This window comes from Senegalia massiliensis, from assembly GCF_900626135.1.
Lineage (GTDB): Bacteria > Bacillota > Clostridia > Tissierellales > SIT17 > Anaeromonas > Anaeromonas massiliensis.
Map to the genome: position 1 here is coordinate 1,386,698 of NZ_LR130785.1, position 23,638 is coordinate 1,410,335.

The window sequence follows — 23,638 nt, forward strand, 5'->3', positions numbered from 1 at the left end:
ATATATTTTTTTGATATTGATTGTATTAACATTATTTAATGTTAAAAACATAGGTCGTGCTATATATCCCTTAAAATATAAAGATTATATAGGGATATATTCGCAAACAAATGAATTAAAACCTAATTTAGTAGCAGCAATAATAAATGTTGAAAGTAATTTTGATAAGGATGCAGTTTCTAATAAAAATGCAATTGGACTTATGCAAATATTACCAGAAACAGCTAAATGGATTGCTGATACAAATAATATAAATGAGTTTGAAGCACATATGCTTTATGAGCCTGGAACAAATATAAAACTGGGAACTTGGTATATTAGAAATTTAATAGACCAATTTGAAAGTCTAGATTTAGCTTTAGCTGCATACAACGGAGGTAGTGGAAATGTTAATAAGTGGCTTAAGGATAAAAGGTATAGTGAAGATGGAAAAAAACTAGATTCTATACCATTTAAGGAAACAGAAGAATATGTAGAAAAAGTAAAAATTCAAAGTAAAATATATAAATTTTTATATGATTTTTAAGTAGTTTAAAGTTTAACTATAGATAGTATAAATATTTATATCTGTAAATTTGAGGAGGAATATAATTGAAAAAACAAAAGATTAAAATATTGTCAATTATAATGTTGATAAGTTTTATCTTAACTGCATGTACAAATACTGGAGGAAATGATGGTGAAGATGAAAAACAATATGAAAAAGCAAGTGGTGGAGAAATTAGAATTCCAATTTCAAATGTAGAAAATATGAATCCATTATTAAGTGAAAATGAAAGTCTATATAGCTTTTATGATTTAATTTATGAAGGTCTATTTAGATTTAATAATGAGCATGATATAGAAAATTTATTAGCAAAAGATTATTCTATAAAAAATGAAGGTCGTACTATAAATATAGAGTTGAGAAGTGACGTAAAATGGCATGATGGAGAAAGCTTTACTAGTAAAGATGTTAAGTTTACTTTAGATACATTAAGACATACATTTAAAAATAAGGAATATAGAGATATATTATCTAAATATGATAAATTAATTAAACCTGAAGACATAGAACATATATATAATGTTAGTATTATTGATGAAAAAAATATAGAAATTGATTTTGATAGAAGTTTTAGTAATTCAATTGAAACATTGAGCTTTCCTATATTTCCATCACATCAATTTTCTGATGAAGAAGGAAATTTTTCTTATGATAAATTTTTAGAAAGTGCAGAAGATTTTATGGCTATAGGTACTGGCCCTTATAAACTTTCTGAATATAATAAGGGAGAAAGTATAGCTCTGGAATCTAATGAAAATTGGTGGAATGAAGAAAAGCCATATATTAAAAATATAAAAGGTATAATATTAAAAGAAGATGAATTTAAAAAAGCCTTTGAAGATGAAAATATTGATGTACTAAAAACTACTTTTAAGAGCTTTGATGATTTTAAAAGTGACAAGAATGTTAAAATTCATGAATATCCAAGTAATGACTTTGATTTTCTAGGGTTCAATTTTAAAAAGGATATTTTCAAAGGCGAAGAAGGTAAAGCAATAAGAAAAGCAATAGCATATGCTATTGATAGAGAAGAGATAATAGAAAAGGTTTATGATAATAATGCTACTAAAGCAGGACTTCCTATATTAAATAACTCTTATTTAATAAATGAAGAAAATGATAATTATGAATATGATGTTAAAAAAGCAAAGAAAATATTAAAAGATGCTGGATTTAAAAAATCAGGTGATGAAAAACTTAAATTTAAATTAATTACGAATTCTAATGATAAATATAGAAAAGAAACTTCAGATATGATAGTAGAATATTTAGAAGAGATAGGAATAGAGATAGAAAAAATATATCAAGAAGATATAGAGAAAATGATGAGTGAAATAGAAAAAGGAAATTTTGATATTTCGCTATTAGGGTTAGAGTTATCTGAAAGTCCGAATTTGGCATTTGCTTTTCATTCTCAGAAGATAGAAGATGGTACTAATTTCATTTCATATAAAAATAAAGATATGGATGATCTTTTAGTTGAAGCCTTTAGTGCTAAAGATAGAGAAATAAAAAAGGAAAAATATTTTGAAATACAAAAAATATTATTAGAAGATTTACCATATGTAGGGTTGTTTTTTACTAATAATGCTTTAATAATGGATGAAAGAATTAAAGGTGATATAGATCCATTAGAATATGGTGTATATAATAATATTGAAAAATGGTTTATACCGAAAGAATTACAAGAAAATAAAACAGAAGAAAATACAGAGGGAGAAAAGCAAGAGTAATAGACTTGACAACTATAGTATTTAGAGTTAAAATATAAAAGCAGTCTAAATACTAGCCGTGGTGGTGGAATTGGCAGACACGCTATCTTGAGGGGGTAGTGGTCAAATGACCGTGCGGGTTCAAGTCCCGCCCTCGGCACCAAATTTATAAAAGGACAGAGATTAATCTCTGTCCTTTTATAATATATAATTATACGGGGGAAATTATATGATTAATATACTACATATTGATATGGATGCATTTTATGCTTCCATAGAACAACGTGATAACAAAAAATTAAGAGGAAAACCTGTAGCAGTTGGAGGTAGTCCTAATGGAAGAGGTGTAGTGTGTGCAGCTAGCTATGAAGCACGTAAGTATGGTGTGAAATCTGCAATGAGTTCAAAGCATGCTCAGTACCTTTGTAAAGATTTAATTTTTGTAGAGACAAATAAAAATAAATATAAAAGAGAGTCAAATCATATAAGAAACATATTTAAAAAATATTCAAATAATATTGAGCCTTTATCATTAGATGAAGCTTATATAGAAATAAAAGACAAAAATTTATCTGAAGTCTTAAAGATTGCTAAAAATATTAAAAAGGACATAAAAATTCAGCTGAACTTAACATGTTCAGTAGGGATATCTTATAATAAATTTTTAGCCAAGTTAGCATCAGATATGAATAAACCTAATGGAATAACAATTATAAGAAAAGAAGAAGCTATAAAGATATTAAGCCCTATGCCTATACGAAAATTATGGGGAGTAGGTAAGAAAACAGAAAAAATACTTAATAGTTTGGGCATATATACAATTTATGATATACAAAATTATGATGAAAATGTATTGGTGGAAAGACTAGGTAAAAAAGGTAGCGAACTAATGATGTTTTCAAAAGGCATAGATAATAGAAAAATAGAAGGTAATTCATTGCCACAATCTATAAGTGAAGAAAACACTTTCTCATACGATATTGATAATATAGAATATATCCATGAAAAAATAAATGAATATTCTAATGATATTTATAATAGAATTATAAAAAGAGGTTATAAATATAGAACTATAACAATAAAATTAAAATATAATGATTTTTCTATAGAAACTAGGTCATTAACACTAGAAAATGCAACAGATAGTTTGAAAGTACTTAAAGCCACATCTCATTTTATATTTAAAAATAAATTTAATATAAATAAAAAAATAAGGTTATTAGGGGTAGGAGTATCTAATTTTATATATCCAAATGATCCAGTACAAATAAGATTTGATTTAGATGATTATTTCTAATTAGGAGGAAATTATGGGAAGGTATAAGAGAAGGTATAGAAATAAAAGAACTGTTAAGGACAAGCTTATATATATATTTCTTTTTGGTATTGTTTCACCTATTATAGCTATTACGTTAGGATTTTTTTTAGTTAAATATATAATATATCCAGGATTTATTATTAATCAGAATAATCAACAAGTAATTACTGAAGATAAAACTAAAGAGGTTGAAAATAATGCAAATACCTTAAATATTTTTAATATACAAATTGGAGGATTTAATGAGCTAAATAATGCAAAAGCTCTTAAAGAATCAGTAAATAATAAAGGGTTTGCTGCCTATGTAGTAAAATTAGATAATTATAAAGTTTTCTCAGGAACATTTTTAAGCAAAGAACATGCAGAAGAATATAAAAAACATTTAGACCAAAATATTGAAGAAAGCTTTTTACATGAAAATACTATAAATATAAAAACTGATTTTGGTGAGGATCTAAAAAAAGAAGACAGTAAAAAGATATTACAATTAATTAATAAATATAATGACATATATATATCTGAAACTTCAATTTGGGAAGAAACATTAATATCAAAAAAGTCAAAAGATATTAAGAATATAATTCAAAAGAATAATGATGATTTAAATGAAATTCATGAATCTATAAAGGTAGAAACTGAGATTATGAAGAACTTCAAGAAAATATTAGAAGCTAGAAAAAAAATTGCTTCTGAAATTAATGATAAAAACATTTTGGAAAAATATTCAGCTTATACCAAAATATTAGTTGATTATGTAAATATAATTAGAATAAAGTAAAGAAATTGATAAAATATAAATTATAATTAATAGATGTCTTATTGTGAAATTAGTATAAATGATGTTATAATATATTTATCTATTTATATTGTATACATTTATTTTTAATAATATATTAGCTTTAGCTAACAATAAGGCATTATTTTTTTGTAGTTTAAAGCATATTGTATACAAGAATTATTCTAATAAAATATTAAAAGAGGTGAAATTAATGAATTTACAATCTCAAACTTTTAAAGGTGGTATTCATCCTCCACACTTTAAAAAGGCTACTGAAAATTTAACTATAGAAAGAGCAAAGACTCCTGATATGGTTTATATACCTATGCAACAACATATAGGGGCACCTTGTGAACCAATAGTTAAAGTAGGAGATTCTGTTAAAATAGGGCAAAAAATTGGTGAAGCTAAAGCTTTTGTGTCAGCACCAATTCACTCTAGTGTATCTGGAAAAGTAAAAAAAATTCAAAAACTAGATACACCTACAGGGAATGCTACAACAATTATAATAGAATCAGATGGTAAAAATGAGATACATGAAAGCGTTGTATCTAAAGGAAAAATTGATGATCTAACAAAAGAAGAAATAGTGAAAGTAATAAAAGAAGCAGGTATTACAGGCCTTGGTGGGGCTGGTTTTCCTACTCATGTAAAATTATCACCACCCCCTGAAAAAAAGGTTGATACAGTAATTTTAAATGGAGCAGAATGTGAACCTTATTTGACTGCTGACCATAGATTAATGTTAGAGCAACCTGAAATGATTATTAAAGGATTAAAGGCTATAATGAAAGCAGTAGAGGTTACAAAAGGATTTATAGGAATAGAAGATAATAAACCTGATGCTATAAAAGTAATGATGGAAGCATCAAAAGATGAAAAAAATATTCAAGTTGTTCCTGTTAAAACTAAATATCCTCAAGGAGATGAAAAAAGATTAATTAATTCTATCACTAAAAGAGAAGTACCAAACGGTGGACTTCCAATGGATGTTGGGGTAGTTGTAAATAATGTTGGTACAGCTCATGCTATTGGTAATGCTTTTGAAACAGGTATGCCTTTAGTAGAAAGGGTTGCAACTATTACAGGTAGTGGTATAAACAATCCAAAAAATTTAATTATAAAGATTGGTACTCCATTTAAAGATATAATAGATCAGTGTGGAGGATTCAAGGACAAGCCTGGTAAAATTATTATGGGAGGCCCTATGATGGGGATTGCTCAACATTCAATTGAGGTACCTACAATAAAAGGGACATCAGGTATATTAGTTTTAGATAAAGAAGAAGCAAAAATTCCAGACCCAGATCCTTGTATAAGATGTGCTAAATGTGTGGATATATGTCCTGTAAATTTACAACCATTATTTATAAGTAAATTATCTCTTAAAAGAATGTATGAAGAAGCGGGTAGTTATAATGCTCTAAGTTGTATTGAATGTGGTTCATGTTCATTTGTATGTCCTTCAAAGAGACCATTACTTCAATCAATAAGAGTAGCTAAAAGAGAAATCTTATCAAATAGGAAGAAAAGTTAATTTAATAGGAGGGTTACTATGGAAAATATGTTGTATGGCTCTTCTTCGCCTCATATAAGAAGTAAAGAGACCATTTCAAAAATAATGATCGATGTATTGATAGCATTATTACCTGCAACACTTGCAAGTATATACTATTTTAGGTTTAATGCTATAAAACTTATAGGAATTTCAATTTTAACAGCAGTTTTAACAGAATGGGCATTACAAAAATTTATGAATAAACCGATTACAATAAATGATTTTAGTGCTGTTGTAACAGGATTACTATTGGCATTTAATATTCCTGCTTCAGCACCATGGTGGATACCGGTTATAGGTTCAGCCTTTGCAATAGCAATTGTAAAGCAAGCATTTGGTGGACTTGGAAACAACTTCATAAATCCTGCTCTTGCTGCACGTGCAATGCTTCTTGCATCATGGCCAGTATTAATGACTAATTGGGTTACTCCAGGCGCTGATGCTGTAAGTACAGCTACACCTCTTGCAATATTAAAAGGAGAAGCAGAAGGAACACTTCCATCAATAACAAATGTTTTGATGGGTAATATTGGAGGATCCCTTGGTGAAACATCAGCGCTTCTATTGATAATTGGTGGATTATATTTATTATATAGAGGGGTTATAACTTGGAAAATACCTGTTAGTTATATAGGTACAGTAATGCTAATGACACTTTTACTTGATGGAGGATTTACAAATATGATTTATCATACTCTATCTGGTGGATTAATGCTAGGAGCATTCTATATGGCTACAGATTATTCATCATCACCAGTTACTTCAAAAGGTCAAATAATATTTGGAGTAGGTTGTGGTATTTTAACAGCAATAATTAGAATATATGGTGGATATCCTGAAGGGGTTTCATATTCAATACTTCTTATGAATGTAGCAGCACCTTTAATTGATAAGTATACATCACCAAAAGTATTTGGGGAGGTGAAGAAAGTTGCGTGAGATAATTAAATTAGGTCTTATTTTATTATTAATAACATCAATATCGGCAGTTGTTTTAGGTTTGACTAATAGTGTAACAGAAGAAAAGATAGAAGAGGCTGAAAACTTAGTTAGTGAAGAGGCGAGAAAAGCAGTTTTACCTGGAGCAGAAAAATTTGTGAAAGAAGAATCTACTGAAATTAATAAAATTTCAAAAGATAATTCGGATATTTTAGAAGTGTATAAAGGTATGAACAATCAAGATGAATTCTTAGGATATGCTATAAAGACAGCTTCTTCAGGATACGGTGGAAATGTAGAAGTTATAACAGGTATTTCTAATGATGGAACTATAACTGGGATGAATGTAGTAAGTCATCAAGAAACACCAGGCCTTGGAGCAAATGCCACTGGAGAAGAATTTCAAAGTCAGTTTAAAGAAATGCCTACTAAAAAAGATATAACTGTAGTAAAATCTGAGCCACAAAACGAAGAAGAAGTACAGGCACTTACGGGAGCTACAATAACTTCAGATGCTGTAGTTAAAGGGGTAAATAGTGCTAGAAATCTTTATAATAATAATTTGAAGTAGAATTTTGGAGGTGAAGTAATGAAATTATTTAAAATTTTTAAAAATGGAATTGTAGATGAGAATCCAGTTTTTGTACAATTGTTGGGAATGTGTCCAACTCTTGCTGTTACTACATCAGCAATAGATGGTATGGCTATGGGACTTGCTACTATGGCGGTGTTGTTTGCTGCAAATCTTGTAATTTCAATGTTTAGAAAAGTTATACCAGATAAAATAAGAATACCTGCATATATTGTAATAATTGCAACATTTGTTACCCTTATTGGTATGTTTATGCATGGTTATGCTATGAGTTTATATAAGTCACTTGGATTATTTATACCACTTATAGTTGTTAACTGTTTAATACTTGGTAGAGCAGAATCTTTTGCATCTAAAAATAAACCTGCAAGTTCAATTGTAGATGGACTTGGAATGGGACTTGGATTTACTATAGCTTTAACAATACTTGGTATAATAAGAGAAATACTTGGAGCAGGAAGTGTTTTCGGTATTTCTTTATTTGGAGAAGCATTTAAGCCTGCTATAATAATGATATTACCTCCTGGAGCATTTTTAGCATTAGGATTATTAATAGGTTTGTTAAATTATGTTCAAAAGCGAAATAAGATTAAGAACAATGAAAATAAAGATCTTAAGGAGGCGATATAAATGGAATTAGTTACAATAGCAGTCAGTGCTATGTTAGTAAACAACTTTATATTATCTAGATTTCTTGGTATATGTCCATTTTTAGGAGTTTCTAAAAAGGTTGAAACAGCTACAGGGATGACTATGGCTGTAGCATTTGTTATGACATTAGCATCAATTATGACTTATTTTATACAAGTAACAATACTAGATCCTTTTAATCTTCAATATTTGCAGACTATAGCATTTATATTGATAATTGCATCATTAGTTCAATTTGTTGAGATGTTCATAAAAAAGGCAAGTCCTACATTATATGAAGCCTTAGGGGTATACCTTCCACTTATTACAACAAACTGTGCAGTACTTGGATTAACTCTATTAAACATACAAGAAGGATTTAATTTGTTAGAAACTATTGTTCATGGAGTGTTTGCAGCTATAGGATTTGGACTTGCAATAATTTTATTTGCAGGTATAAGAGAAAGATTAGCTTTAGCTGATGTTCCTGAATCATTAGAAGGTTTTCCAATTGCACTTATAACAGCAGGTTTAATGTCTATTGCATTTTTAGGCTTTGCTGGATTAGTATAGGAGGTGAGTGACATATGATAGAAAGTATAATTTTACCAGTAGCTAGTTTAGGTGGCTTAGGTTTGATTTTTGGAAGTGGTCTAGCTGTAGCATCAAGAATATTTGCTGTGGAAATAGATCCTAAAGTAGAAAAAATAAGAGCAGCTTTACCAGGTGCAAATTGTGGTGCATGTGGTTATCCAGGTTGTGATGCATTTGCAAATGCAGTTTCAATAGAAGGGGCTCCTGTAAATGGGTGTCCTGTAGGAGGATCTGAAGCTGCAGAAAGGTTAGGAGAAATAATGGGAGCATCTGCAGAAGCATCTGAAAGAAAAGTTGCACATGTTATTTGTAATGGAACTGAATGTAATGCTAAAGAAAAATTTGAATATACTGGAATAAAAGATTGTAAAGCGGCTGCACTTGTACAAGGAGGAAATAAATCTTGTTCCTATGGTTGTTTAGGATATGGAACTTGCTATGATGTATGTCCTTTTGATGCTATTACTATGAAAGATGGTATTGCTCATATAGATCCAGATAAATGTACTGCCTGTGGTAACTGTGTAGATGCTTGTCCTAAAAATGTAATTGAATGGGCACCTTACAATCAAAATGTAGTAGTAGATTGTAATAGTAATGAATTTGGTAAAGATGTTAAAGTAAAATGCTCTACAGGGTGCATAGGTTGTCAAATATGTGTAAAAGCGTGCCCTTTTGATGCTATGGAGTTTGAAAATAAATTAGCTAAAATAAATTATGATAAATGTACAAATTGTATGATATGTGCAGAAAAATGTCCTACAAAAGCAATATGGGCAGATTTTTCTAAGAGAAAAACTGCTGAAGTAGTAGATGATAAATGTATAGGTTGTACTATATGTGCTAAAAATTGTCCAGTTGATGCTATAAATGGAGAACTTAAAAAGGTACATGAGATTGATCCAGAAAAATGTGTTGGTTGTGGATTATGTGAACAAAAGTGTCCAAAAGACGCTATAATAATGAAGTGAAAATAAAATGCAGCCTAGGCTGCATTTTATTTTTTTAATAATTAAGTAAAATACATAAATTGCTACTTGTAAATATAGTCTCTAAATGGTAAACTTTATATGTGTAAATATGTTTTTTTATTGTTTATAAGTATTTAAATTAAAGATTATAAAAAATATTTATATACAATAAAAACGAGATGGAAGGAATTCTAGATCCTTTAATAAAATAATGAGCATCTCTTAAGTTCATATTTATATATTAAATAGAATGTAGGTGTTAATTTTGAAATATGTTGTACTAGCTTCATCTTCTTCTAGAAGAAAAGAGTTCTTAGAGAAATATAATATAAAATTTAAAATACAAGAAAGTAATATACAAGAAAATATTTATGATAATGTATCTCCTGAGACTACAGCAATTAGCTTAGCTTTTCAAAAAGCAATAAATGTTGCTGAAAATATTGAGAAAGATAGTATAATAATTGCAGCAGATACAATTATTTATTTTGATAATAAAATACTTGGTAAACCTAAAGATAAACAAGATGCAAAAAAGATGTTATTAAATTTAAGTGGTAAAGAGCATTATGTTTATACAGGGATTGCCATAGTAAAATCTGGTACTAATGAAAAAAAGGTTGACTACTCTAAAACTAAAGTTAAAATTAGAAATTTAAGTGAAGATATGATAGATAATTATCTATTGGAACAGGAATATGAAGATAAAGCGGGTAGTTATGCAATACAAGGAAAAAGTGAAATCTTTGTAGAGAGTATTGAGGGGTCCTATACAAATGTAGTAGGGCTACCTATAGTAAAACTTGACAAACTTTTAAAGGAGTATTTCGAAATTAGTCTAATTTAATTGGGGGATATATGGGAAATAGAATAAATTATACTATTAAACAGTTACCATTAGATGAAAGACCAAGAGAAAAATTATTTGAAAAAGGGCCAAGTGAATTATCAAATACTGAATTATTAGCTATAATCATTAGAACTGGAAATAGAAAACAATCAGCAATAGATCTAGCTAGAAATGTTTTAGATTTAGATGAAGATGGGCTTGATTTTTTAAAAAATTCTACAATTCAAGAATTGACTCAACTTGAGGGAATTGGGAAATGTAAATCAGCACAGATATTAGCAGCAGTAGAACTAGGCAAAAGAATATGTTCAAAAGAGGTAATAAAACCTACAAAAATCACATGTCCAAGTGATGTATGTGAATTTATGATGGAAAATATGAAAGACTATAAAAAAGAGTTTTTTAGAACAATAATGTTAGATACTAAAAATAATATAATATGTTATGAAGATATATCAATAGGAAGTTTAAATGCTTCTATAGTTCATCCAAGAGAAGTATTTAATAGAGCAATTAAAAGGAGTAGTGCTTCCGTAATTCTTGTACACAATCATCCAAGTGGTGATCCAACACCAAGTAAAGAGGATATTAATATTACAATGAGGTTAATTGAAGCTGGAGAAATTTTAGGAATACGTGTACTTGACCATATTATAGTAGGTAATAAAAAATACGTGAGTTTAAAAGAAGAAGATATAATATAGAAGGTAAGAGAGGAGCAAAAGAAGAAGATGGGATTTTTAGGAATGTTTTCAAAGGATATGGGTATTGACTTAGGGACTGCCAATACTCTTGTTTTTATAAAAGGTAAAGGTATTGTTGTAAGAGAACCATCTGTTGTTGCAATACAAACGAAATCAAATGAGGTATTAGCTGTAGGTGCAGAGGCTAAAAGAATGATAGGTAGAACACCTGGAAATATAGTAGCAATTAGACCTATGAAGGATGGTGTAATTGCAGATTTTAATGTTACAAAGAGTATGATAGAGTATTTTCTAAAAAAAGCAAATGGCAAGAAAAGTTCTCTTTCACAACCAAGGGTAGTTGTATGTGTACCTTCTGGAGTTACTGAAGTTGAAAGAAAAGCAGTAGAAGAAGCAGCTGAACAAGCTGGAGCAAGAGAAGCATTTCTTATAGAAGAACCGATGGCAGCTGCAATAGGTGCTAATCTCCCAGTACAAGAACCAACGGGAAGTATGGTTGTTGATGTTGGTGGAGGAACTACTGAAGTTGCAATTATTTCTTTAGGTGGAATCGTAACAAGTAAATCTATTAGAGTTGGTGGAGACGAATTAGACGACTCTATTGTTCAATTTATTAAAAAACAATATAATTTAATGATTGGTGAAAGAACAGCTGAAAATATTAAAATAGAGGTGGGTTCTGCATCACTTAGAGATGGTGGAAAAGGCACTTTATCAAGTGAGTCTAAAATGAAAATAAGAGGTAGAGATTTAGTTTCAGGACTCCCAAAAGTAGTAGAAATAACAGCTAAGGAAATTGAAGAAGCTCTTAAAGAGCCTGTAGCTAACATAATTGAAGCTATAAAATTCACATTAGAAAAAACACCACCAGAACTTGCAGCTGATATTATGGACAAAGGAATAATGCTTACTGGAGGAGGAGCATTATTAGATGGATTAGATAGACTTGTTAAAAGAGAAACTGGCATGCCAGTAAATATTGCAGAAGATCCATTAGATTGTGTAGTACTTGGAACAGGAAAAGCAGTAGAAGATATTGATATGTTAAAAAGAGTTTCTACTAGTTCAAAAAGAAGATAAGTGGTGATATAGATGTCTGTATTTAAAAAGTATGGAGGCAGAATGATAGTAGCTATTGTTACTATCATTCTGCTTATAACTATTGGGATAACTGCTAAAGATAGAGAAAAAATAAGCATAATAGAAAATAAAGTAGGGAAGATTATAACTCCAGTTCAAGGTTTTTTTTACAAAATAGGTGAGACTGTTACAGATAGGTTTTCCTCTCTAGGAGATTATATTGATGCAAAGGAAAAGAATGATCAGCTTAAGAAAAGAATAAAAGTATTAGAAGAAAAAAATCGTGATATGGAAGATGTAATAGCAAGAAAAGAATTTTTAGAAAATGAGATTAAATTAAAAAAACAATCGGATTATTCAATGATAGAGACTAGGATTATATCAAGAGATCCTGAAAACTGGTTCAATAAATTTATAATAGATAAAGGTTCAAATGATGGCATAAAAAAAGATGCTGCTGTAATACAAGCTATAAAAACTCAAGATGGTATGGTGAAAGAAGGATTAGTAGGTATAGTAATAGAAGTGGGAGATACTTGGTCTAAAGTTTTACCTATAACTGATAGTGGAAGCAGTGTTAGTTATAAAGTTATAAGGACACAGGATTTTGGTGTAGTAAATGGTACAGTCAATAATATGATGCAAGGGTTTTTATTCGATATAGAAGCTGATGTAAGAAAAGGAGATAAGATTATTTCTTCAGGTATGGGAGAAGTTTTTGTTCCAGGAATTTTTATAGGTGAAATAACAGAAGTGAAAGTAAAGGAAGAGGAATTAAAAAAAGAAATACAAGTTAAGCCAGCAGTTAATTTCAAAAAAATAAATGATTTATTTGTAATTAACAAACAAGATAGTAAATAAAAAAGGGGTTTAAAAATTGAGGACTTTTAGTTTAATTGTTCTATTTATATTAAGTTTTATATTACAATCCACATTATATCAATATATAAGTATATTTGAAGTAATACCTAATACTAATTTAATTCTTATTGTTTTAGTAGCATTATTTACTAATAAGAAAGTAGGAGGAGTGTCTGGACTATTAGTAGGTTTAGCTCAAGATTTATTATTTGGAAATGCTATAGGTATTCATGGTCTTATATATTTTTTAATTGGATATTTAATTGGAGCAACTAATTCTAATGTTTCAAAAGAAAATTTCATTATACCTTTTATATATACTTTTATATTTACTATGATATCAAATATTATGTTTTTCTTTATGTATTATTTCTCAGATGTAGATATTACATTTATAGGAATGATAAGAAACATTGCTCTTTTAGAATCTATATATAATTCTATACTTTCAATATTTATATATAATTTCATAAAGAAATTATTTGTATCTCCTAGCTTACATTTTGGTAGAAGGGATTGATATAAATGGAAAAATTAATTGATAAACTTAAAAATAGATACTCTTTACTTATAATAATAATGACTGTAATTTTTTCCATTATGGCATTTAAATTAGCAGAAATAACAATTATACATGGTGATGAATACAGAGAAAAAGCAGATAATACTAAGGTAAAAAAAATTCCAACGCCTGCACCAAGAGGTAACATTTTAGATGTAAATGGAAAAGTACTTGCTGAAAATAGAACAGGATTTACTGTTCAAATAATGAAAGATGAATTTACAGAAAATGATAAAAATGTATCTAGTATAAAAATAATGTCGTTATTAGAAAAGCAAGGGGAAAATTACATAGATGATTTCCCTATAACTTTGAATTCTATAGATTATAAAAATGAAAAAGATTTCTTTGAAGCAGATACAAATATTACAGATGATATAGCAGAGCTATTAATAAAAAATGGATTAGTTGATGATTTATTAGATATGACTTACGAACATATAACTGATTTTAATGAATATAGATTTTCTGTAGCTAATCGTGCGTTGTCTGTATTAATTGAAGCTAAAGAAGTTTTGAAACTACCAATAAAAATAGATTATAAAGATGGAAAAGTAGATTATAAATATAGAGAAGGAGAAGATATAGAATCTTGGAAAGAAGAGTTAAATCTTAGCAAAACCAAAAATCCTAAATCAGATATAACTCAACTTTTGTTACGTGATAATGAAAGGATTAAATCTCTTATTGGTCATCCCATAGTTAGAAAATTTTCTTATGAACTCTTAGATAAAAAAGGGAAAGTAAACAACTATAAATTGGTTGAGTATAAATTTTCTTTTGATAATGATTATCGAGATATTAAAAAAAATCTAATGTCCCATATAGAAACAGAAATAGTATCTCTAATAGATGATGGATTGACTGAAGAAGCTGAATTAGAATTGTTTGGGGAATTAAAACCTAAATCTACACCATCACAGAACGATAGGGCTATTAAGGATTTGAAAAACGCATATCCTAATATGTATCCTTCAATAAGTTTTGAAACTTCAGCTAAACAAGATTTTATAACGCTTTTAAAGTATAGAAACTTTAAAGAAATGATGAGTTTTAGTTATGAAAAAGAAGGTGAAAACACAACTTTAGGACTAGAATTACTGAGTTATTTAAAAAATAAAAATATAGAAACTCCATTTATATATGAACCAGATGGTGGTAATATATTTGAATTTACAAATGACAAAGAGAAAAATAAATTTATTAATAAAAATAATTTACAAAAGGATATATCTGCAGATGTAGCTGTAGAGATATTCGTAAAAAAAGAAAAATTATTTGATGAATTTGTAATTTTAGATGATATTAAAGTTCATGCTCAAAGGTTTCTTTTACAATATATTAATCCAAAGATATCTATATCTAAATGGGAGTATACTTCATTAATTGATAAAGAAAAGTGGATTGAAGGTAAGAATATAAAAAAATATAAAGATGCAGAAGATGTATTTGAAAAATTAGTAGAAAAATCAGATATAGATAAAGATGAAAATATAACAGATGAATTAAATATTTATGAAAAGAGATTTATACTTTTATTAAATGACTTATTGACTAAACAAGGATATAGAGCTTATGAACCTATAACTATAGCTTATAATATAAAAGATGAGACTGTAGCAATGATTAAAGAAAGAAATATGTATTTTCCAGGAATTAAAACTTCTCTGGAACCTTTGAGATATTATCCTATGGGAGAAACTGCTGCTCATACATTAGGTTATCTTGGAAAGATATCTCAACAATATGAAATAGAAAAATATATAAACGATGGGGATTATTCTAGAAATGATATTATAGGTAAAACAGGAATTGAACAGGAATTTGAGGATTATTTAAATGGAAAAGATGGATATAAATTAATAGAGGTAGATGCCTTTGGAAATACTCATAGAAGTATAGATGAGGAAGAAGAAGCTCCAATTCCAGGAAACAATATTAAACTTACAATTGACTATGAATTGCAAAAAAAAGCTGAGGAGTCATTAAAAGAAACTATAGAAAAACTTCAAACTGGTGGCACATATGAAAGTGAATATGGTAATTATAAATTTAATAAGCCACGTAGAAATGCAAAATCTGGAGCTACTGTTGCATTAAATGTAAAAACAGGGGAAGTTCTTGCAATAGCAAATTATCCTTCATATGATCCTAATCTTTTTTCTACAGGGATAACATTAAGTGATTATGAAAATCTTAAACCCGAAAATGAAAAAGATCTATTAGCTCCAAGACCTTTATTTAATTTGGCCCTTAGAAGTACTATACCACCCGGCTCTAGTTTTAAAATGTTACCAGCAATTGCTGGACTTGAAAAGGGACTTAATCCATATAAAAAGGTGAACTCACTTGGAACTACAGATCCAACTGACAATGATGCACCGGCTTGTTGGATTTGGAATGATTATGGAGGAAAACATGGACCTACAAATATGTATGAAGCAATAGAAGAATCTTGTAACTATTATTTCTATACATTGGCTGAAGGTAGAAATCCAAGAACTAAGGAGCCTTTAGGAGTACAAGTTACAATAGAAGATATGCAAGATATATCAAGGAGATTCGGTCTAGATGAAAAAACAGGTATAGAAATTCCTGAAGAAAAAGCAGGTAGTGTTCCAAATGAAGAGAGAAAATTAGCAGGATATAAAATAAAACTTAAATCTCAACTTTCTACTAAGAAAGAAAATTTAGTAGAAGGAAAAAAACTTAAGGATAAAGATATAGATGAATTAATAGATATATTTACTGAATGGGCTAATAGAGAAAATATGTCTCCTAATGAAGTTATAGATGGGTTGGAAAAATTAGGTATAGTAGAAGATGAAATAATACCTCTTAAAGATTATTTAGTTTATACTTATTTTAAATATAGTGGCTTTGTATTGAGTGATGCATATGATACTTCTATTGGACAAGGTCAAAATAACTATACACCAATTGGTATTGCTAATATGGTTGCAACTATAGCGAATGGTGGGTATAAAAATGAGCTTACGATAATAGATGATATAACAAGTTATGATGGGAAAGACATAGGTTATGAGAAAAAACAAAAAAGAGAAAGAATAGAATTAAAAGATTATAATTATCTTGAAGAAGTTAAACAAGGTATGCTTCAAGTTGTAGAGAATGGTTCAGTTAGAAGTATATTTAATAAATTTCCTGTAAAAGTAGCAGGTAAAACAGGTACAGCTCAGGCAGGTATAAATCCTGTAACAAAAGAATTTTATGATAACTATGCATGGTTTGTTGGATTTGCTCCTTATGATGATCCAGAAATTGCTGTAGCAACAGTAATTTTTCAAGGGGGTAGTGGTGGTAACTCTGCTCCAATGACAAGAGATATAATAGGACATTATTTGGAGGTAAATAAAGATAAAAAAGAAGAAAAATAAAATAGTAATATATTACTATTTTATTTTTTTTTAATATTTTTGCAGGATTTTTTGATTAAAGGTAGAATAGTTAATAAGTAGTGCCGAATTTTTGGAGGTAAAGACATGAGCCAAGATATAATTAGTTTTAAAGGCAATAAAAATGGTATCTATATACAGATAAATGAATTAGAATTTAGAGTTATAAAACAAGAGCTGATTAAAAGACTTGAAGATACCAAAGACTTTTTTAAAGGTGTCAAAGTTATAGATATAAAAGGTGGAAATCTTACAGATATAGAAATTGCTGTTTTAACCAATATAATTGAAGAATTTGATATCAAAGTAGATATGATTCCAGCTGAAGATGAAAAAAGTATTGAACAACCATTTAAGGGAATTGATACTGGAAAAACTAAATTTATAAGACATACTTTAAGATCAGGTCAGAGAGAAGAATTTGATGGAAATATTGTTATTTTAGGAGATACAAATCCAGGTTCAGTAGTAGTTGCAAAAGGCAATATTGTTGTGATGGGTTCATTACGAGGCATAGCTCATGCGGGAAGCGATGGAAATAGAGACTCAATTGTAGCAGCTTTTAAAATGAAACCAACACAATTAAGGATAGCAGATACAATTTCAAGAAGTCCTGATAAAGATTTGTTAAATCCTAAATGGCCAGAAATTGCAAAAATACAAGAGGATAAAGTTGTTATTGAACCGTACTTACAAAAAAATAATTGAATGGAGGCAAATAGATGAGTGAAGTTATTGTTGTGACATCAGGAAAAGGCGGAGTAGGTAAAACTACTACTTCTGCTAATATAGGTACAGGACTTGCTATGCAAGGAAAAAAAGTAGTAGTAGTTGATGCAGATATAGGTTTAAGAAATTTAGATGTAGTTATGGGCTTAGAAAATAGGATTGTTTATGATATAGTAGATATAGTGGAAGGTGTTTGTAGGTTAAAGCAAGGACTTATAAAGGATAAAAGATATGATGGTTTATTTCTTTTACCTGCAGCGCAAACAAAAGATAAAACAGCTATATCACCTGCACAAATGCAAGATCTAACGGAAGAACTAAAAAAAATATTTGATTATATAATAATAGATTGTCCTGCAGGTATTGAACAAGGATTTCAAAATGCTATATCAGGAGCTGATAGAGCTATTGTAGTTACTACACCTGAGATATCAGCAGTGAGAGATGCAGATAGAATAATTGGTTTATTAGAGGCTAAGGGTCTTTATGAGCCAAAACTAATAATAAATAGAATTAGAAATGATATGGTTAAAAGAGGAGATATGATGAATATAGATGATATGATAGATATATTGGCAATTGATCTTTTAGGTGTGGTTCCTGATGATGAATCTATAGTTATATCTACTAATAAAGGAGAACCTGCAGTAACTGATGACAATTCCCTTGCAGGACAAGCTTATAGAAACATATCAAAGAGAATTCAAGGGGAAGAAGTTCCATTACTTAATTTAGATGTAGATGAAAGTATGTTTACTAAATTAAAGAAAATATTTTTTGGTAAAAAATAGAAAGGGGGATAAAATTGGATTTATTTAAACTTTTCGGTAAAACAAATAATAAAAGTAAAAGTGTTGCTAAAGAGAGACTAAAATTAGTACTTATTCATGATAGGACAAATGTATCACCAAAATTTTTAGAAATGGTGAAAGGAGACATAATAAATGTTATATCAGATTATATGGTAATTGATGAAGAAGGTCTTGATATACAGTTTACTAGAACTAGAAGAGAATCTGACAATAGTCCAATACCTGCTCTAGTTGCTAATATACCAGTTTTAAAAATGAAAGATAAAGATATAAAATAATATCAAATCACAAGATAAGAGGTAGAATTTATGAATATTGCACTTATTGCACATGATAAAAAGAAAGATGATATAGTTAGTTTTGCTATAGCATATGAAAATGTCTTAAAAAAACATAATTTATTTGCGACTGGGACTACTGGGCTTAAGATAATGGAAAATACTAAATTGGATATTAAAAGATTTAATTCAGGTCCTTTAGGTGGAGATCAACAAATTGGAGCTATGATAGCCGTAAATAATATGGATATAGTGATATTTTTTAGAGATCCATTAACTGCTCAACCTCACGAGCCAGATGTATTGGCACTTCTTAGGTTATGTGATGTTCATAGAATACCGTTAGCTACTAATATGGGAAGCGCTGAGTTATTAATAAAAGGAATGCAACGAGGAGACCTTTCTTGGAGAAAAAACAAAAAAACAATCTGATCAATTGATCAGATTGTTTTTTGTTTTTTCTCTTTTTGTAATAAATCAACTACTAGTTAAATAATTATAGTAGTGATAAAACTTTATAAGGTAGGGGTTAAATATGAATAATAAAATATATAATAAAAAAAGAAAATATAATATAAAAACTAAGAAGCATAAAGATAACTATAGAAAATTATTTATTCAAACTTTTTTTTGTATATTAATTGTAGTTGCAATAATTATTATAAAATTATTTAATGTAAATTCAGGTGATAGTGCTATAAAAGTTGTTAAATATTATTTAGAAAATGATAGAAATATAAAATCGGATACAATATTAGTGATAAATAAAATAAATACTAAAGAAGTTTTTAATGATTTATTAGGAAAAGAGAATTCTAAATATATTTTTCCAGTATCAGGAAGCATATATAGAGATTATGGAATTTACGAAAAGTCAGATAATATTCAAGTATTTAATAAAGGGATAGATATTGTAGCTAACAATGAAAAAGTAAAATCTATATCAGATGGTGTAATAATAGAAGTAGGAAAAGATAATGTATATGGTAAATTTATCGTAATAGAACATGAAGAATATAAAGCAAAATATTATGGGCTTGATAAGATAAATAAGAAAGTTAATGATAGTGTAGAAAAAGGTGAAGAACTAGGAACTATAAAAAGCAATAATGAAAAGTTAGATTTTAGAATTGAAATATACGAAAATGATGAACCTATAGATCCGTTAGAAAACTTAGAGTTTACAAATGAAGATATACTACTTATTTGATTGGAAGGTCAGATATGAAATTATTTTCAGTTAAAAATATAGACATAAAGGTCAATCTGACTTTAATACCTATAACTTTATTAATGTATTTAAATGAATATATTATTGAGTTTAGTATATTGTTTCTAGTATTAACAATACATGAAATTGCACATTTGATTTTTTCATTGATAAACCACGTAAAGGTTAAGGAGTTAAATATATTTCCATTAGGTGCTATAATAAAATTTGAATATCCTTTAGGAATCGATCCTATAAAAGAAATAATTATTAGTTTAGCTGGACCAGTTGTTAATATGATATTATTTATAATTTCTTATATATTATTTATTAATTTTACCCATATAAATTTGTTAGATCTTTTTGTAGAAATAAATTTTATGTTGTTTATTGTAAATATATTACCTATATTACCTTTAGATGGAGGAAGAGTATTAAGAGCAATATTATATATGTATGGAGGATTTAAATTTGCTCACAAAACAGTTGGAGTAATTGGGAAAATAAGTTTAATGATATTATTTATTATAGGATTATTATATGTTAGGGATATATTTGAAATAATTATGCTATCTTTTGTTATTATTTATTTAGCAAAGGCTGCCACAGCTGAAAATGAAATGGCAGCCTTTATTTTAACTAGAGGTTTAATAAGAAAAAAAATACAACTAAAAAATAAGGCAATGATGAAAACACATTTTTTAATTGTGTTAGAAGGAACAAAATTAAAATCTATTTTAGATATAATATTACCTCATAAATATAATATTATATTTATAATAGATGAGAAAGGAAATTTTTTAGGTAATATAAGTGAAGAGTGTTTTTTTGAGGGTATAATTAGAAGTGGAATAAATGAAAAAATAGAAACACTACTAATATCTATTAAAAAATGATAAAATATAGTAAAATAAAAGAATACTTATTCATATTATGAGGAAAAAATTTAACTTAAGGATGATTAAAATGATTGAGCAAAAAACATTAGATAAAATATTACTTAAAGTAGAAAAACCTGCTCGGTATATAGGTAATGAACAAAATATTTATATTAAAAAAGAAGAAGATATAGAGACTAGATTTGCATTTGCATTTCCAGATATTTATGATGTTGGTATGAGTCACTTAGGATTACATATTTTATATAATCTTTTAAATAATGAAAAAGGAATTTATTGTGAGAGAGTATTTGCTCCATGGATAGATATGGAAGAACAGATGAGGAAAATAAATATTCCACTTTTTTCATTGGAAACTAAAACTCCTTTAAAAGAGTTTGATTTTATTGGATTTACTTTACAATATGAAATGAGTTATACAAATATATTAAATATGTTAGATTTGTCAAATATAGCTTTAGAATCTTCTAATAGAGATGAAAAAGATCCTTTTATAATAGCAGGAGGACCTTGTGCTTATAACCCTGAGCCTTTAGCTGATATTGTTGATTTTTTTGTAATAGGTGAAGCAGAGGAAACTATATTAAAAATTATGAAAAAACATAAACAAATGAAACAAAAGAGAATGACTAGAAAAGAATTTTTAGAATCAATAGTCAATATAGAAGGGATATATGTTCCATCTTTTTATGAGATTAAATATAAAGAAGATAATACTATAGAAAAAATGATACCTAAAAAGAAACATTATCCGAGTAAAATAAAAAAAGTAATACAAAAAAATCTAGATGAAACATATTATTTAGATAAAATGATAGTTCCCTTTATTGAAACTGTACATGATAGGGTTATTTTAGAGATTTTTAGAGGATGTACTAGAGGATGTAGATTTTGTCAAGCAGGTATGATTTATAGACCTGTAAGAGAGAGAAGTGTAGAGAACTTATTAGAACTTGCAAAAAAATTAATTAAATCGACAGGACATGAAGAAATTTCATTATCTTCTCTTAGTACTAGTGATTATTCTGATTTGGAGAATTTAATTATTAGATTAATGGATGAATTTAAGGAAGATAGAATAGGACTTTCCCTTCCTTCTCTTAGATTAGATTCATTTTCGTTAGAATTAATAGAAGAAATTCAAAAGGTTAGAAAAACTGGTCTTACATTTGCTCCAGAAGCAGGTAGTCAAAGATTAAGAGATGTCATAAATAAGGGAATAATTGAAGAAGATTTAATAAACTCATGTAAAGATGCATTCAAAATGGGTTGGTCAACTGTTAAATTGTATTTTATGATAGGGTTGCCTACTGAAACAAAGAAAGATTTAGATGGGATAAAGGATTTAGCTTATAAAGTTAGAGAAGAATTTTTTAATCAACCTAAAGATAGTATGAAAGGTAATCTCAAAATTACAACATCTGCATCTTGTTTTGTACCTAAGGCATTCACTCCATTTCAATGGCATCCTCAAAATAGTTTAGATGAATTTAAAGAAAAGCAAGATTATCTTAAAAAGATTATAAAAGATAAAAAAATTAAATTTAATACTCATGATGCTGAAACAAGTTTTCTTGAAGCAGTTTTTACAAGAGGAGATAGAAGAGTTTCAAAGGTGCTTATTCATGCGTTTAAAAATGGTGCTAAGTTTGATGGATGGAGAGATCAATTTAAATATGATGAATGGATAAATGCTTTTGCTGAAACAGGTATAGACCCAGAATTTTATGCTAATAGAGAAAAAGACTATGAAGAAGTATTACCTTGGGATTTTATAGATATTGGTGTTACAAAATCATTTTTAATAAGAGAAAATGAGCGCTCAAAAGCTGGAGAAATAACCCCTAATTGTAAAGTTAGCTGTAGTGGCTGTGGCATACAAAAAGATTTCAAAGGGGGGTTATGTTAATGTTAAAATTACGAGTTAAATTTAAAAAATATTCTCTTATAAGATATATATCACATTTAGATCTTATGAGGTTATTTCAGAGAGCCTTTAGGAGAGCAAATATACCTGTAGAATATTCGAAAGGGTTTAACCCTCAACCTAAATTTTCTTTTGCTACAGCCCTTGCATTAGGGCTTACAAGTGATGGTGAATATATGGATATAGAATTACAAGAAGAAATAGCTCCAGAGAAATTTATAAAAGATATGAATGATGTTCTTCCAGAAGGTGTTGAGATTTTAGAAGCTCATTATACTGATGATAAAAAATCTTTGATGTCTATAATCAAATCTTCTAGTTATATAATTGAATTAATTCCATTAGAAAATTCATCTAAAAAAAGTATATATGAAGCAATAGATAACTTTAAAAGAAAAAAAGAAATATATATTACTAAGAGCAAAAAAAAGAAAGGTAGAACAGTAAAAAAGGAAGTAGATATTAGAAAAAACATATATGAATTAGATATTATTTTATATGAGAGTGATAGAATAATTTTAAAAACATTACTAAAAACCGGTAGTACAGGGAATTTAAAACCTGAACTTTTAATAAAGGCTTTAATTAAAGAAGGTTTACAGGTGGATAATGTAGATTACAATATTCACAGATTAGATTTATTTACTGAGGACCCAAAATGGGAGTGATTT

The 23,638-nt window shown here is 28.2% G+C and carries 24 protein-coding genes and 1 tRNA gene; all 25 read left to right on the forward strand.

Annotated features, from left to right (window positions below; all coding sequences use genetic code 11):
- Nucleotides 1–16: 16 nt before the first annotated feature.
- The 25 genes from E0D94_RS06830 to E0D94_RS06950 all read left to right on the forward strand — a co-directional run bounded on the left by E0D94_RS06830 (nt 17) and on the right by E0D94_RS06950 (nt 23,635).
- Entirely contained in the window at nt 17–526 is a 510-nt protein-coding gene (locus E0D94_RS06830) for a lytic transglycosylase domain-containing protein (protein ID WP_423213395.1), read from the forward strand.
- Nucleotides 527–591: 65 nt separating this feature from the next.
- Nucleotides 592–2,280: an ABC transporter substrate-binding protein gene (locus E0D94_RS06835; protein ID WP_130806536.1), complete on the forward strand. Its 1,689-nt coding sequence runs from the start codon at nt 592–594 to the stop codon at nt 2,278–2,280.
- Between the two features lie 55 nt (nt 2,281–2,335).
- Nucleotides 2,336–2,422: transfer RNA gene (locus tag E0D94_RS06840), tRNA-Leu, on the forward strand.
- Between the two features lie 66 nt (nt 2,423–2,488).
- Nucleotides 2,489–3,556: a DNA polymerase IV gene (gene dinB, locus E0D94_RS06845; RefSeq protein WP_130806537.1), complete on the forward strand. Its 1,068-nt coding sequence runs from the start codon at nt 2,489–2,491 to the stop codon at nt 3,554–3,556.
- Between the two features lie 13 nt (nt 3,557–3,569).
- Nucleotides 3,570–4,355, forward strand: coding sequence for an SPOR domain-containing protein (locus E0D94_RS06850; protein ID WP_130806538.1), 786 nt, complete (start codon nt 3,570–3,572; stop codon nt 4,353–4,355).
- Between the two features lie 211 nt (nt 4,356–4,566).
- Nucleotides 4,567–5,892 carry an electron transport complex subunit RsxC gene (rsxC, locus tag E0D94_RS06855; protein WP_130806539.1) on the forward strand — a complete coding sequence of 442 codons (1,326 nt, stop codon included), beginning with the start codon at nt 4,567–4,569 and terminating at the stop codon, nt 5,890–5,892.
- Nucleotides 5,893–5,910: 18 nt separating this feature from the next.
- Nucleotides 5,911–6,852 (forward strand): RnfABCDGE type electron transport complex subunit D, encoded by a 942-nt coding sequence (locus tag E0D94_RS06860; RefSeq protein WP_130806540.1) that lies wholly within the window; start codon nt 5,911–5,913, stop codon nt 6,850–6,852.
- Nucleotides 6,845–7,423, forward strand: a complete 579-nt coding sequence (locus tag E0D94_RS06865) for an RnfABCDGE type electron transport complex subunit G (RefSeq protein WP_130806541.1) — start codon at nt 6,845–6,847, stop codon at nt 7,421–7,423. Before E0D94_RS06860 ends, E0D94_RS06865 begins: the two co-directional genes overlap by 8 nt.
- 18 nt (nt 7,424–7,441) lie before the next feature.
- A complete protein-coding gene (gene rsxE, locus E0D94_RS06870) occupies nt 7,442–8,074 on the forward strand; it encodes an electron transport complex subunit RsxE (RefSeq protein WP_130806542.1) in 633 nt (210 codons plus the stop codon).
- The gene (gene rsxA, locus E0D94_RS06875; RefSeq protein ID WP_130806543.1) at nt 8,075–8,647 is read left to right on the forward strand and encodes an electron transport complex subunit RsxA; all 573 of its coding nucleotides are present in this window, start codon (nt 8,075–8,077) and stop codon (nt 8,645–8,647) included.
- A 14-nt stretch (nt 8,648–8,661) separates the two neighbouring features.
- Nucleotides 8,662–9,639: an RnfABCDGE type electron transport complex subunit B gene (locus tag E0D94_RS06880; RefSeq protein WP_165442895.1), complete on the forward strand. Its 978-nt coding sequence runs from the start codon at nt 8,662–8,664 to the stop codon at nt 9,637–9,639.
- A 265-nt stretch (nt 9,640–9,904) separates the two neighbouring features.
- The gene (locus E0D94_RS06885; RefSeq protein WP_130806544.1) at nt 9,905–10,486 is read left to right on the forward strand and encodes a nucleoside triphosphate pyrophosphatase; all 582 of its coding nucleotides are present in this window, start codon (nt 9,905–9,907) and stop codon (nt 10,484–10,486) included.
- Nucleotides 10,487–10,497: 11 nt separating this feature from the next.
- Complete coding sequence (gene radC, locus E0D94_RS06890) at nt 10,498–11,193, forward strand: RadC family protein (RefSeq protein ID WP_130806545.1); 696 nt, start codon at nt 10,498–10,500, stop codon at nt 11,191–11,193.
- A gap of 27 nt (nt 11,194–11,220) precedes the next feature.
- Nucleotides 11,221–12,273, forward strand: a complete 1,053-nt coding sequence (locus tag E0D94_RS06895; protein WP_130806546.1) for a rod shape-determining protein — start codon at nt 11,221–11,223, stop codon at nt 12,271–12,273.
- 12 nt (nt 12,274–12,285) lie between these two features.
- The gene (mreC, locus tag E0D94_RS06900) at nt 12,286–13,134 is read left to right on the forward strand and encodes a rod shape-determining protein MreC (protein ID WP_130806547.1); all 849 of its coding nucleotides are present in this window, start codon (nt 12,286–12,288) and stop codon (nt 13,132–13,134) included.
- 16 nt (nt 13,135–13,150) lie between these two features.
- A complete protein-coding gene (mreD, locus tag E0D94_RS06905) occupies nt 13,151–13,654 on the forward strand; it encodes a rod shape-determining protein MreD (RefSeq protein ID WP_130806548.1) in 504 nt (167 codons plus the stop codon).
- Between the two features lie 5 nt (nt 13,655–13,659).
- Nucleotides 13,660–17,094 carry a penicillin-binding transpeptidase domain-containing protein gene (locus E0D94_RS06910; protein WP_130806549.1) on the forward strand — a complete coding sequence of 1,145 codons (3,435 nt, stop codon included), beginning with the start codon at nt 13,660–13,662 and terminating at the stop codon, nt 17,092–17,094.
- 105 nt (nt 17,095–17,199) lie between these two features.
- Complete coding sequence (locus E0D94_RS06915; RefSeq protein ID WP_130806550.1) at nt 17,200–17,820, forward strand: septum site-determining protein MinC; 621 nt, start codon at nt 17,200–17,202, stop codon at nt 17,818–17,820.
- Nucleotides 17,821–17,834: 14 nt separating this feature from the next.
- A complete protein-coding gene (minD, locus tag E0D94_RS06920; RefSeq protein ID WP_130806551.1) occupies nt 17,835–18,632 on the forward strand; it encodes a septum site-determining protein MinD in 798 nt (265 codons plus the stop codon).
- A gap of 8 nt (nt 18,633–18,640) precedes the next feature.
- Complete coding sequence (minE, locus tag E0D94_RS06925; protein WP_130806552.1) at nt 18,641–18,931, forward strand: cell division topological specificity factor MinE; 291 nt, start codon at nt 18,641–18,643, stop codon at nt 18,929–18,931.
- A gap of 30 nt (nt 18,932–18,961) precedes the next feature.
- Entirely contained in the window at nt 18,962–19,363 is a 402-nt protein-coding gene (gene mgsA / locus E0D94_RS06930; RefSeq protein ID WP_130806553.1) for a methylglyoxal synthase, read from the forward strand.
- Nucleotides 19,364–19,466: 103 nt separating this feature from the next.
- A complete protein-coding gene (locus tag E0D94_RS06935) occupies nt 19,467–20,141 on the forward strand; it encodes a murein hydrolase activator EnvC family protein (protein WP_130806554.1) in 675 nt (224 codons plus the stop codon).
- Nucleotides 20,142–20,155: 14 nt separating this feature from the next.
- Nucleotides 20,156–21,037, forward strand: a complete 882-nt coding sequence (locus E0D94_RS06940) for a site-2 protease family protein (RefSeq protein WP_130806555.1) — start codon at nt 20,156–20,158, stop codon at nt 21,035–21,037.
- Between the two features lie 70 nt (nt 21,038–21,107).
- Nucleotides 21,108–22,949, forward strand: a complete 1,842-nt coding sequence (locus tag E0D94_RS06945; RefSeq protein WP_130806556.1) for a TIGR03960 family B12-binding radical SAM protein — start codon at nt 21,108–21,110, stop codon at nt 22,947–22,949.
- Nucleotides 22,949–23,635: a TIGR03936 family radical SAM-associated protein gene (locus E0D94_RS06950; RefSeq protein ID WP_165442897.1), complete on the forward strand. Its 687-nt coding sequence runs from the start codon at nt 22,949–22,951 to the stop codon at nt 23,633–23,635. The genes E0D94_RS06945 and E0D94_RS06950 overlap by 1 nt, the downstream gene beginning before the upstream one ends.
- Nucleotides 23,636–23,638: the final 3 nt, after the last annotated feature.